10 protein-coding genes are annotated in these 12,278 nt (G+C 73.0%); 5 read left to right on the forward strand and 5 right to left on the reverse strand.

Annotated features, from left to right (window positions below):
- The first annotated feature begins 168 nt into the window (after nucleotides 1–168).
- Nucleotides 169–2,151, forward strand: coding sequence for an ATP-dependent zinc metalloprotease FtsH (gene ftsH / locus ACFVVO_RS30945; RefSeq protein WP_390059363.1), 1,983 nt, complete (start codon nucleotides 169–171; stop codon nucleotides 2,149–2,151).
- Between the two features lie 199 nt (nucleotides 2,152–2,350).
- Here ftsH and ACFVVO_RS30950 read toward each other — a convergent pair whose 3' ends face one another.
- Together ACFVVO_RS30950 and ACFVVO_RS30955 are read right to left on the reverse strand one after the other, a co-directional pair.
- Nucleotides 2,351–3,025, reverse strand: coding sequence for a CBS domain-containing protein (locus tag ACFVVO_RS30950; protein ID WP_390059320.1), 675 nt, complete (start codon nucleotides 3,023–3,025; stop codon nucleotides 2,351–2,353).
- Nucleotides 3,026–3,641: 616 nt separating this feature from the next.
- A complete protein-coding gene (locus ACFVVO_RS30955) occupies nucleotides 3,642–5,618 on the reverse strand; it encodes a heavy metal translocating P-type ATPase (protein ID WP_390059322.1) in 1,977 nt (658 codons plus the stop codon).
- A gap of 109 nt (nucleotides 5,619–5,727) precedes the next feature.
- Between ACFVVO_RS30955 and ACFVVO_RS30960 the strand changes: the two genes are divergently transcribed.
- Nucleotides 5,728–6,129: an ArsR/SmtB family transcription factor gene (locus tag ACFVVO_RS30960; RefSeq protein ID WP_390059323.1), complete on the forward strand. Its 402-nt coding sequence runs from the start codon at nucleotides 5,728–5,730 to the stop codon at nucleotides 6,127–6,129.
- A 78-nt stretch (nucleotides 6,130–6,207) separates the two neighbouring features.
- On the opposite strand, the gene ACFVVO_RS30965 is transcribed toward ACFVVO_RS30960, so the two are convergent.
- Nucleotides 6,208–7,077 carry a universal stress protein gene (locus tag ACFVVO_RS30965; protein ID WP_390059325.1) on the reverse strand — a complete coding sequence of 290 codons (870 nt, stop codon included), beginning with the start codon at nucleotides 7,075–7,077 and terminating at the stop codon, nucleotides 6,208–6,210.
- Nucleotides 7,078–7,323: 246 nt separating this feature from the next.
- Between ACFVVO_RS30965 and ACFVVO_RS30970 the strand changes: the two genes are divergently transcribed.
- Entirely contained in the window at nucleotides 7,324–8,112 is a 789-nt protein-coding gene (locus ACFVVO_RS30970; RefSeq protein WP_390059326.1) for an STAS/SEC14 domain-containing protein, read from the forward strand.
- Between the two features lie 13 nt (nucleotides 8,113–8,125).
- Here the strand turns inward: ACFVVO_RS30970 and ACFVVO_RS30975 are convergent, their stop codons facing one another.
- Nucleotides 8,126–9,646 carry an AAA family ATPase gene (locus tag ACFVVO_RS30975; RefSeq protein WP_390059328.1) on the reverse strand — a complete coding sequence of 507 codons (1,521 nt, stop codon included), beginning with the start codon at nucleotides 9,644–9,646 and terminating at the stop codon, nucleotides 8,126–8,128.
- 245 nt (nucleotides 9,647–9,891) lie between these two features.
- On the opposite strand from ACFVVO_RS30975, the gene ACFVVO_RS30980 reads away from it, so the two are divergent.
- Complete coding sequence (locus tag ACFVVO_RS30980) at nucleotides 9,892–10,464, forward strand: hypothetical protein (RefSeq protein ID WP_390059329.1); 573 nt, start codon at nucleotides 9,892–9,894, stop codon at nucleotides 10,462–10,464.
- Between the two features lie 89 nt (nucleotides 10,465–10,553).
- Here the strand turns inward: ACFVVO_RS30980 and ACFVVO_RS30985 are convergent, their stop codons facing one another.
- Nucleotides 10,554–11,459 carry a universal stress protein gene (locus ACFVVO_RS30985; protein ID WP_390059330.1) on the reverse strand — a complete coding sequence of 302 codons (906 nt, stop codon included), beginning with the start codon at nucleotides 11,457–11,459 and terminating at the stop codon, nucleotides 10,554–10,556.
- 352 nt (nucleotides 11,460–11,811) lie between these two features.
- Between ACFVVO_RS30985 and ACFVVO_RS30990 the strand changes: the two genes are divergently transcribed.
- Nucleotides 11,812–12,258 carry a cyclic nucleotide-binding/CBS domain-containing protein gene (locus ACFVVO_RS30990; protein ID WP_390059331.1) on the forward strand — a complete coding sequence of 149 codons (447 nt, stop codon included), beginning with the start codon at nucleotides 11,812–11,814 and terminating at the stop codon, nucleotides 12,256–12,258.
- The last annotated feature ends 20 nt before the right edge of the window (nucleotides 12,259–12,278 follow it).

Here is a 12,278-nt window from a genome sequence, read left to right on the forward strand (position 1 = left end):
ATCAGTCGGCCGCTGGCCGGCGGGCTGGGCCGCGGGCCTGGGCGGGCTCCGACCGGACGGCCCTCATCAGGGCCGTTCGACCCCTCCCGGCCGGGAACGGCCGGAGCGAGGCTGGTAGACGAGGTTCTGTGACCGAAGGGCGTGGGATCGGTGATCACACGAGTACGGATGCCGCACCGGCACCTGACGCCACCCGCCAAGCCCGGGCCGCCGCGCGAACCGTCCACGCCTCCGTCGCGGCAACCGCAGCCGGTCGGCAAACGGTGGATCTTCTGGTGGATTCTGATGACGCTCGTCTTCGTCCTGCTGCTCTCCCGGGCCCGCTCCGGGCCGCACACGGCATCGCTGTCCTACAGCGACTTCGTCGGCAAGGTCGGCGCAAGCCAGGTGCAGAAGGTCGACATCAACGACAAGGGGGCGGTCAGCGGCTCTCTGAAGGACGGTACGAAGTTCACCACCCAGATCCCCACCGCGCTGGGCACCGGGGCCCAGCTCCAGCAGCAGCTGACATCACACCACGTCCAGATCAAAGCCGGCCAGAGCGGCAGTGGCGGTTCGGCGCTGTTGTCCGTGCTCTTCACGTTCCTGCCGTTCCTGCTGCTGATCGGCTTCTTCCTGTGGGTGGGGCGCCGCGCCGCGGGGTCGATGACCGGCGGGCTGAGTGCCATCGGACGCTCACGCGCGAAGATCATCGAGGCGGAGCGGCCCACCACCGGCTTCAACGACATCGCCGGGTACGCCGGAGTCAAGCAGGAGATCAGCGAGGTGGTCGACTTCCTGCGCAATCCCGCCCGTTACACCGCCGCGGGTGCCAAGGGCCCTCGTGGCGTGATCATGGTGGGGCCGCCCGGTACCGGCAAGACGCTCCTTGCCCGAGCGGTCGCGGGCGAGGCGGACGTGCCGTTCCTGTCGGTGACCGGCTCCGCGTTCGTGGAGATGTTCGTCGGGGTGGGCGCCTCCCGGGTACGCGACCTGTTCGACGAGGCCCGCAAACGCGCCCCGTCGATCGTCTTCATCGACGAGATCGACGCGCTCGGGTCACGTCGCGGCGGAGGGGCCCGGCTGGGCGGCAACGACGAGCGCGAGCAGACCCTCAACCAGCTGCTGTCCGAGATGGACGGCTTCGACCAGTCCACCGGCATCGTCGTCCTCGCCGCCACCAACCGGCCCGACTCCCTCGACCCGGCCCTGTTGCGCCCCGGGCGCTTCGACCGTCAGGTCACCGTGCCGCTGCCCAACCAGGCCGAGCGGGCCGCCATCCTCACCGTGCACACCCGGGACAAGAACCTGGCACCGGACATCGACCTGGATGCCGTAGCCCGTGCGACCCCCGGCTTCTCCGGCGCCGACCTCGCCAATCTGGTGAACGAGGGCGCCATCAACGCCGTCCGGGACAACCGCACCCGGCTCGAACGGCAGGACCTGGACGCCGCCCGCGACCGTGTACTGCTCGGACGCCGGGAGTCCTCCAACGCACTGCTGCCCGAGGAACGGCGCTCGGTGGCCGTGCACGAATCGGGCCACGCCCTGGTCGCGGCACTGTGCGAGCACGCCGACCCGGTGGCGAAGGTCACCATCCTGCCGGCCGGCGTCACCCTCGGCGTGACCGAACAACTCCCCGAAGCCGAACGCCACTTGTACAGCGAGAGTTACCTGACCGACCTCCTGACGGTGCGCCTGGGCGGGCGCGCGGCCGAACTCGTGGTCTTCGGCGAGGGATCGACGGGAGCCGCCAACGACCTGGCCGGAGCCACCCAGATCGCGACCCGCATGGTCCGCGAGTTCGGCCTCTCCCCCGAACTCGGCCCGGTCGGCTACGCCTCCGTCCATCCGCACTTCCTCGGTGAGACCGGCGACGAGACAGGCCGGCCGGCGTACTCGGAGCAGACCCAGCGTCTCGTCGACGAGGAAGTCGCCCGACTACTGCGCCAGGCCGAACAGCGCGCGATCACGCTGCTGCGCGACCAGCGGCCCGCCCTGGAACGCCTGGCCGAACAACTGATCACCCACGAGACCGTCGACGGCTCCGTCGTCCTGGCCGCCCTGCGTCAGGAACGCAACCAGGCGGACGGAAGAGACCATGCCCACGCCCTGGGCGCGTCATCGCCCCACAGCCGTCCGCGGCCGGGAGCTCACACGCCGCCCCGGTGATCGTCGGTATCACGTGGTCGGGGGACGTTGGAGTCCGGGCACGAGAGGACGCAGGGCCGTGCCGATTCCCCCGGTGGCCGGCGTCGACGGATCCGAGGTGAGCCCGGGGGCGGTCGACCCCGGCCGGCCTCGAGAGCCGCAAGGTGGCCCGTACGAGGGAGCTTGTCGGCCGCACGGCGGATACGGCGGCCGGTTCTGGTCAGGTGCCGGTGGGGGGACGGCGGACGTCGTCGGTCCGGTGAGCGATGTGATCGGTGACCGAGACCACGCCGTCGACGCCGCGGCACAACTTCTCGATCACGGGAATCAGACTCCGGAACTCGACGGAGCCGCCCAGGTCGACCCGCCCCTCGCGGACCTCGACCGTCACCTCCGAGGGAGCGAGCCGCATCGTGCGCCACAGCACGTCCTGGCTGATCTCGTCGCGGATGGCGTCGTCACGGCGCAGGAAGATCCTCAGCAGGTCACCACGGCTGACGACACCCAGGAGCCGGTCCGTCTCGTCCACCACGAGCAACCGCTTGACGTGCTGGCTCTCCATGAGGCGAGCGGCCTCCACCGCGTTCCACTCCGGACGCGCACACACCGCGGGAGCCGACATCAGTTCCTCGGCCCGGGCCCCCTCGGCCTTGGCCCGCTCCCAGGCCTCCGGGGTCGGAACCGGGCCCCGGCCCGACGGGTCGGCCTGATCGGCGCTCTTGCGCAGTAGGTCGGCCTCGGACACCACACCCATCGGGCGGTCGAGATCGTCCACCACGGGCACGGCGGTGACGTCGTTCTCCGACAGCAGCCTGACGAGTTCCTTGAAAGGTGTGCCAGGACGCGCCCGGACGACGTCCCGGGTCATGAGCTCCTCGACCGTTCGATGCTGCATGGTGCCTCCCATCCAGGGGCCGCCACCTCGCGAATACGAACCCACGGCCGTGCGCGGCGGCCCACCCTCGGCAGGTTGGATACAGCACCATTCTGAGGAGAGGGCTGCGATCATGCGAGCTCACCTCGGCCGGCGACTCGTCGTGGGGACCCTGGCGACCGGCGCCTGGCGCCGAGGCCCGGCAGCGTGAGCCGGAGCCGAGGCGCCGTGGCAGGAGCGCGCGACCCCGGTGCGGGACGTCGAGCCGGACGGGACGGTCGTGCGGTTCTGCACACCCAGGCGTCGAAGTCCTCGCGCATCAGCCGAGGACGGGGTCGTCGGCGCCCCAGAAGTGTGCCGCACGACGGTAGTCGAACGGACGCAGGGTGAGGTGCTCCAGCAAGTACGTCTTGCCCTGTCGAAGCCGCCCGGTCAGCCTGGGGGGATGTCGTCCTGGACGTAGTCGTGGCCTCGCGGCGCCGAGCGCGCCCGGAAGCCGAGCCGTTCACCAGCGGGGTACCGCATCGCCGTACGGCACACGGACATCGACGGAACCCGGCCGGGACCGCCCGCCGGCCGCGGCAAGCACATGAGACGCGGCGCGGCCGCGGCTCGGCCGGTCACCGGGAGCGGCGGTTCAGCGCTCCGTCCAGGTACGGGCACGGCGCCAGGCGCCGTCGGCGAGAAGGCGCAGGCCGTTGAGGCCGACGATCACGGTGGAACCCTCGTGGCCCGCGACACCCAGCGGCAGGGGCAGGGTGCCGGCCAGGTCCCAGATCACCAGGCCGGTGATGAACACCGCGGCGATGACCAGGTTCTGCACGACGAGGCGGCGCGCTCGGCGGGAGAGACGCACGACCGCGGGGATGGTCGCCAGCTCGTCGCGGACCACGACCGCGTCGGCGGTCTCCAGGGCGAGGTCGGATCCGGCGCGGCCCATGGCGATGCCGATGTGGGCGGCGGCCAGCGCGGGGGCGTCGTTGACGCCGTCACCGACCACCAGCACCTTCCGCCCCGCCCGTTCCAGCTCCCGTACCGCCGTCACCTTGTCCTGCGGCAGCAGCCCCGCGCGGACGTCCGTGATGCCGACCTCCGCGGCGAGCCGGGCCGCCGCGCGTGGGTTGTCACCGGTGACCAGCACCGGGGTGACGCCCGTCAGCCCGCCCAGGGCCGCGACGGTGGAGGCGGCTTCGTCACGCAGCCGGTCGGCGATGCCCAGGACCCCTGCCGGCTCGCCGTCGAGGGTGACCAGCACGGCCGTGCGGCCCTCTTCCTCCAGGCCCGCCGCCGCGGTCATGCCGGGATGGCCCGTGCGGTTGTCCGACAGGCGGACCGGGCTGCCGACCGCGACCGTCCTGCCTTCGACGGTGGCGCGCACGCCGGTGCCGGGCGCGGAGTCGAAGTCCTGCGCCGGGGGAAGGCCCAGACCGCGGGTGCGGGCGGCGTCCACGATCGCCCGGGCCAGCGGGTGCTCGCTGGGGAGTTCGGCCGCCGCGGCGAGCCGCAGCACCTCGTCCTCCGTCAGGCCGGAGGCGGTCAGGGGACGGACGCCGGTCACCCTCGGGGTCCCCTCGGTCAGGGTGCCCGTCTTGTCGAGCGCCACCGCATCGACCTCCCCGAGGCGTTCCATGACCACGGCCGACTTGACCAGCACGCCGTGGCGGCCGGCGTTGGCGATGGCGGACAGCAGCGGCGGCATGGTGGCCAGCACCACCGCGCAGGGCGAGGCGACGATCATGAAGGTCATGGCCCTCAGCAGCGTCGGCTGCAGCGCGGCCCCGAAGGCGAGCGGGAGCACGAAGAGCGCGAGGGTGGCGGCCACCATGCCGATGGAATAGCGCTGTTCGACCTTCTCGATGAACAGCTGGGTCGGGGCCTTGGTCTCCGAGGCTTCCTCGACCATGGCCACGATCCGGGCGATCACCGAGTCGGACGGGTCCCGCTCGACCTTCACCCGCAGCGCGCCGGTGCCGTTCAGGGTGCCGGCGAACACCTCGTCCCCCGCTTCCTTCGCCACCGGCAGCGGCTCACCGGTGATGGTGGCCTGATCCACCTCGCCGGCCCCGTCCAGCACGCGGCCGTCGGCGCCGATGCGCTCACCGGGCCGCACCAGGATGATCTCGCCCACCGCGAGCCGCCCGGTGGGGACCGTCTCCTCGGCGCCGTCGTCGGCGATCCGGGTGGCCGTGGCGGGCGCGAGGTCGAGCAGGCCGCGCACCGAGTCGGCGGTGCGGGCCGTGGCGATCGCCTCCAGCGCTCCCGAGGTGGCGAAGATGACGATGAGCAGCGCGCCGTCCAGCACCTGCCCGATCGCCGCCGCCCCGAGCGCGGCGACCACCATCAGCAGGTCCACGTCCAGGGTCTTCTCCCGCAGCGCCCGAAGCCCGGCCCAGCCCGGTTCCCAGCCGCCCGTCACGTAGACGGCCGCGAACAGCGTGCCCCATGTCCAGGCCGGTGCCCCGGACAGATACAGCGGCAGCGCGATCAGGAACAGCACCAGCGCGGCAGCCGCCCAGCGGGCCTCGGGCAGGGCGAGGATCCGGGTGCGGCGACGGGGCGCGCCGGCGTCGTACGCGGCACCGGGCGGCGCCGGACGAGTGAGAGTGGATGACATCGACGCGGGTCCTTCGTTGGTGGGCAGAGCGGAGTCCGTCCTCACCACCGTAACAGGAATAAATGAAGACTCATTCATGTGTTCATTCGTGGTGCCGTACCATGAGCGCATGGGTCATGGAGCCGCACCACCAACAGGACACGTCCCGCGCAGGAGCCTGGACGCGGCCGGCGCCGCCAAGGTGGCCACCACCCTCCAGGCGCTGGCGACCCCCTCGCGGCTGCTCATCCTCTCCCGCCTGCGCGAAGGCCCCCTGCCCGCGACCGAGCTGGCCGCCGAGGTCGGCATGGAACAGTCCGCCTGTTCCCACCAGTTGCGCCTGTTGCGCAACCTCGGCCTCGTCGTCGGTACCCGCAAGGGCCGCTCGATCGTGTACTCCCTCTACGACAACCACGTCGCGGAACTCATCGACCAGGCCATCCACCACGTCGAGCACCTCCGCCTCGGCCTGAGCGATTCCGCCGCCCGCACCGAGCCGGAACCGGAAGAGGCGGGCCTTACCGGCACGTGACGCCGGATCCGGCGCGGCTGCCCCGATCCGGCGGCCGACGAGCCCAGGGGCGCGGCTCACCCCGCCGCGCCGGCCCCCTCAGTCGTGGGGGACGACCGCGACGGGGCAGCGTCCGTGATGGATGGCGGCCTGCACCACCGGACCCAGGCGAAGCGCCGGACCGGGACGATGCCGGCGGCGGCCCACCACCAGCAGCGCCGCGCCTTCGGCGGCCTCCACGACGGCCTTGGCGGGGCTTTCGAGACGGACGCTGTCGACCACGTCCACCCGCGGGTACTTCTCCCGCCACGGTCGCAGCACGCCGCTCAACCGCTCGCGGGCGTCGCGCGTCAGCTCCTCGGTGACGGCATGGTCCAGGCCCCAGGGCACACGGGCGTGCAGCGGCACGCTGCGTCCGTAGACGGCCACCAGCGGCACAGCCCTGGCAGCGGCGGTGTGGAAGGCGAATTCGAGCAGGTCGTCGCTGGGGCCGTTCGGCTGCAGGCCCACGACCACCCGGCTCCGGACCGCCGAGGGCGCCGTCGCCTCGCCCGGCTCCGCCCGGACCAGCACCACGGGGCGCTCGGCCCGTGCCACGACGGGCATGCTGACATCACCCAGGAAATAGCTCTGGACGGGCTCCAGACCCCGCGAGCCGAGCACGGTCAGCTCCGACTCCGAGGCGGCGCGCAGAAGCGCGTTCTGGGCGTCGTCGGCGACCAGGTCCCCGACGACGGAGAGACCTGGATGGCGTGCCCGGAGTTCCGCCTGCGCGGTATGGACGAGACGGTTCGCCCAGTAGTTCTGGTCGGCCTCCGCGGGGACGCGGGCCGGTTCCGGCGCCAGCAGTGGCCATGCGTGCAGCAGACGCAGGGTGAGCCCCCGCTTCTCGGCCTCGTCGGCGCCCCAGCGGGCGGCGGTCAGACTCTCGGGCGAGCCGTCGAGGCCCACGGTGACGACGGGTTGCATGGCGGCGGCCTCCGTCTGGTGCTGAGCCGGCGATGCCGGTGAACGAGTCCGGACGGGTGGCTCGTCCGGACGTCGCGCGCATGCCGGGCTGGGCGGGTTCCCCCCTTCGAGGATCCCCAGGTGCCCTCCCCGCCGCATGTGGAGACGGCTGCGTGGACCGCCGTCCGCCGGTGTGCGCGCGAAGGGCGGGCACTTCACACTGGTGCTGAGCGGCAGGGCCGGGGCCGACCCGAGAGAAGGAACGCCATGCTTGAAAGAGCCCAGGACGCGCCCCCGGGGGTCGACGCGGTCAAGGCGATCGGCACGGTGTCGAAGGACGACTACGAAGCCGTGATCGAGCCGCTCCTCGACGAGGCGCGCAGGGAGGGCCGCCGCATCCGGCTCCTGTGGGAATGCGGCCCGGAGTTCCGGTCGTACACGCCGGCAGCCGGCTGGGAGGAGCTCAAGGTGGGCGTCGGCGCCATGCGCCTGTTCGAGGGATGCGCGGTCGTCAGCGACGTCCGCTGGATCCGGGAGTCGACCCGGCTTGCGAGCTTCCTGATGCCCTGCCCGGTACGCGTCTACGGCTGCGCGGACCGCGAGGAGGCTCTGCGCTGGCTCACCTCCCTGCCCGAAGGTCCGGGCGTGTCCCACCAGCTCCGGTCCGAGGCCGGGGTGGTCGTGATCGAGGTCGATCAGCCGCTGCGCGTGCAGGACTTCGACGCGCTGGCACAGACCGTCGACAACTGGCTCGACACCCATGACGCACTCGACGGCGTCGTGGTGCACGCGCGCGCCTTCCCGGGCTGGGAGAACATCAAGGGCCTGCTCCGGCACGTTCGATTCGTCCGTGATCACCACCGGCGGGTCAAGCGGATCGCGCTGGCGGCCGACAGCAGGTTCGCCGAACTCGCGCCCCACTTCGCGAACCACTTCGTCCGGGCCGAAGTACCGCGGTTCGAGTACACCGAACTCGAGGACGCCGTCGCCTGGGCGTCGGGTCCTCCCGGCCGCGACCCCGCCGCCACGGCCCCGGACACGTCCGCGGCGGACTGACCGTCGGGGCCATTCAGTCCGGCTCCGGGTACGGGCGGCGGAAGACCGGGGCCCGACCGGTGCTCCACGGGCGAACGGCCGTCAGCGCCCGGGCGACCGCGGACTCCAGCGCGCCGCTGGTGTCGACCGGGACGGCCTCGGGCCACGGCGGTTCCCTCGCCGCCATGGCGGCCGCGATGTCGGGGCCGGCGTCGGAGGCGCCCGGGGCGCGCGTGGTCAGGCGGGCCGCCGAGACCTCGTCCGGCACATGGCAGCGCAGGGCCACCAGGTCGGCGCTGGTGCGTTCGGCCACCCGCAGGGCCGCCTCGCGTTGTGCCGCGTCGGACCAGGTGGCGTCCAGGACTACGGACTCGCCCGACGACAGCAGGGCGGCCGCGTGGTCGAGCAGGGTCCCGTAGGTCCTGGCCGTCCACTCGGGCGTGTACAGCCCCTGGCCGTAGCCGGCCGCCGCGGACCGGTGCACGGGGACGCCCGCCAGCTCCTTGCGGACCCGGTCGCTGCTGAGCAGGGTGACGCCCAGCCGGTCGGTCAGCGCAGCGGAGAGGGTGGACTTCCCGCTGCCCGGGAGGCCGCCGACGAGGACGAGGCGGACGGCGGAGGTGCGCAGGTGCCGCAGCGCCGTCAAGGCCAGCCGCCCGGCCGCCGCCCGCGCGCCGGACGCGCCCTGACGGGCCTGGATCAGGGAGACCTTGGCGCGTACGAACGCGCGATAGGCGACGTAGTGATGCCACAGGGACGGCGGCGCGGGATCACCGGAGAACGCGCCGTAGTGGGCGAGGAAGTACGCCGCGGCCTCCGGCGCGCCGAGCTGTTCCAGGTCCATGGCGAGGAAGGCCGCGTCGTCCAGTCCGTCGACGTAGCGGAGCCGGTCGTCGAACTCCAGGCAGTCCAGGACGCGAGGACCGTCGTCGAGACAGAAGATGTCCTCGGCGAGCAGGTCGCCGTGACCGTCGACCACCCGGCCCTGCCCGATGCGGGAGTCGAACAGGCGCTCGCGACCCGCGAGGTAGCGGCGCACCAGACTCTCGGTCTCCGTCACCTCGTCGGACCCGAAACCGTCGGCACCCAGCGAGCGCACCTGGGCGAAGCTGTCCTCCCAGCGTGAGGACAGCGCGTCCCGGGTGCCCTGCTCGTCGATGTCCCGGCCGCGGGGCGCCTCCGCGTGCCACGCGGCGAGCTGCCGGGCGACGGCGCGCAGCATGTCGTCGACGGCGGCTCCTTCCCGCACCAGGTGGGCGAGGCGGCGGTGCTCCGGCATGCGGCGCATCACCACGAGTGGCTCTGGCTCTTCCGTCCCAGGGCCGCGGAACTCGCCCAGCCCGATGTAGACGTCGGGAGAGAACCGGCGGTTGAGGGTGAGTTCCCGCTCGCACGCGGCGCGGCGGGCCGCCACCGTGGTGCAGTCCAGGAACCCCAGGTCGACCGGCTTCTTGAGCTTGTAGGCGCGGTCGCCGACGAAGAACAGGATCGCGGTGTGGGTCTCGGACACGTTCGCACGCGGCGGCGGATCGCCGTCGTTACGTGAATCGGGCATCGCCCCGGCCCCTCCGTTGCGCGTACGCGTGGCAGGTTGGGTACGGCACCATTCTGCGAAGCGGGCGGCGATCATGCGAGCCGGGCGGCCCCGGCACGACGCCGAGCGGCCCAGGGGGCCGGATGGGTCTTCCCCCGCGCGATCCGGGTCCGGGCGGCCCGGCGCCGGGGCCTGTCGACCCCTGTGTGCGGGGCCCCGCCGGAGTCACCGTCGAGAGTGTCACCACGAGGAGGAGGTGCTCCGTGATGGGTGGCACGAAGCGGCTGTGGCGGTGGCGGAGCAATCCGCTGCGGCGGCACGAGGACATCGTCGAGGCCTGGGTCCTCCTTGCCGTGTGGGTCGTGGTGATGATCGGTGGTGCCGCTGCCGCACTGGTCACGGCCCGGAGCGCCGAGCACGAGTTCACCGAGCAGCGCGCGCATCGGCATCCCGTTCGAGCGGTCCTGCTCGCCGACGCGCCGCACGGCGTCGGCGCGGGCTGGTCGGCGGCCGACCGGGTCCGGGCCTCCGTGCGCTGGACGGCTCCCGACGGCGCCTCCCGTACCGGGCGCACGCCGGTGGACGGAGGGCTGCGGGCAGGAGCCGGGGTCGTGGTCCGGCAGGACGACCAGGGCCGGCTCACGCCCTCCCCGCCGACGGGCCGTGCCGAAGGGCACGTCGAGGCCGCCCTCTTCGCAGCCGCGGCCGCCCTCGCCGTCGCGGCCCCGGTCCTCGGTGCGGGCGCCGTCGCGCGAGCGCGGCTCGACCGCCGTCGCGCGGCCGACTGGGACCAGGAGTGGGCCGCGGTGGGACGGCGGTGGGGCCCGAGGACGGGCTGATCCGCGGCGGACCGCGGTGAAGAGCCCCCTGGCCCCTCGGACGTACCCCATGGACCGGAAGTCCCCCATGGCCCCTCGGGGGTGGCGGCTCAGCTGTGCGCGACGACCGCGACGGGCGCGGCGATGTGGTGCAGGGCGGAGTGCGTGACATGGCCGATGTGGGGACCGAGCGGGCTGGTGCGGATGCGCCGGCCCACGACCACCAGGGAGGCGTCCCGGGAATCGCTCGCGAGAACCTGTGCGGCACTGCCGCACCGGCTCGCCTCGAGCACCTCGACGTCCGGGAACTTCTGCCGCCAGGGACGCAGCACCTTGTTCAGCAGGGTGGCCTGCGCGCGCTCGAGCGAGTCGTGGAGCTCGGCGTCACCTGGGAAGCGGGGGAAGGAGGCCGGCGGCTCGGGCCAGGCGTGTACGGCCCGCAGGGCGGTTCTCCGGCGTGCGGCGGCGTCGAAGGCGAACTCCAGCAGCGTGTCGTCCGGGCTATCGATGTCGAGGCCCAGCACGACGGGCCGGAAAGGCGCCGCGGCGGACGGCACGCCCGCCGGATCCGGCCTGTGCTCGTCAGCGGCCTGCTCTCCCGCGCGTACCAGCACGACGGGACGCTCGGCGCGGGCCACGACGCCCAGACTGGCCGAGCCGACCATGAAGCCGCCGAGTCCTCCCAGGCCCCGGGAGCCCAGGACCAGCAGCTCGGCGAAGCCCGCGGCCTCGCACAGGACGTCGGCCACGGTCCCTGTGAGCTGCTCGGTGATCACCTCGATGTCCGGGTGGCGAAGCCGGATACCGTCCGCGGACTCGTGCGCCAACCGCTCGGCCCACCGCTGATAGCTGTCGAGTTCCAGCAGCGGAATCCGGGCCGCGTACCCGGGCGTCGGTTCCTGGACGTGCACGATCTTCAGGGGCAGGCCTCGCAGCAGCGCCTCGCGCGCCGCCCACTCGGCTGCGGCCCGGCTCTCGGGCGCATCGTCGAGGCCTACGGTGACGGTGCGGGACATCGACTCCACCTCCCGTTGTCAGGGGTTCCGTCACCAGGGTGACGCCGCGACGCCGCACGGATCAGGGGCCACACGGCCCCAACGGGCGCCGGGCGGCCCGCCCCTCCCGCGCTCGGGACCAATGGCCCCTGGCAGGCCCGCGGTGCCAGGGCCTTGCATGGAAACGGCGCTCGGGCACCCCGTCCAGGTGGGCGACACGGCCAGGCACCAGGGAGCCAACGTGACCGCGGGCTCGGTCATGGCCTTGAAGGTCCCGCGGGTCCACGGCGGCCGGTGGCCGGCCCGCTCGGCGTCCTGCGAGCCGGATCCAGCCGGACCCAGCCGGACCCACCGGAGAGCAAGGAGCCGTCGTATGAAGGTCGCCGAGGTCATGACCGCTCCCCCGGTGTGTGTCGCCCCGCACGTCTCCCTGGCCGAGGTGATCCGGCGGATGACCGAGTCCGCCGTCGGCTCCGTCCTCGTGGTCGAGGACGGAGCACTTCGCGGCATCGTCACCGACCGCGACCTCGCCGTACGCGGCATGGGTGAAGGCCTGGGCGTGTCGGCCCGGGCGGACGAGGTCATGTCACCGAGCGTCGTCACGGTCGAAGCCACCGACGATCTTCAGTCGGCCTACCGTACGTTCCGCCGCACGGGGGTCCGCCGGCTCCCGGCTCTGGACGCGGGACGGGTGGTGGGCGTGCTGACGATCGACGACCTCTTCCTCGACGTCTTCCGGCGGCTGGCCGATCTGCTGGGCCCGGTCGCCTGGAGCGTCCTGCGGGAGCCGCCGGGACCTCCCTCGGAGACCGGGGCATGAGTCCTCGCCCCGTTCGGCAG

It is taken from the genome of Streptomyces sp. NPDC058145 (assembly GCF_042884245.1).
Classification (GTDB): Bacteria; Actinomycetota; Actinomycetes; order Streptomycetales; family Streptomycetaceae; genus Streptomyces.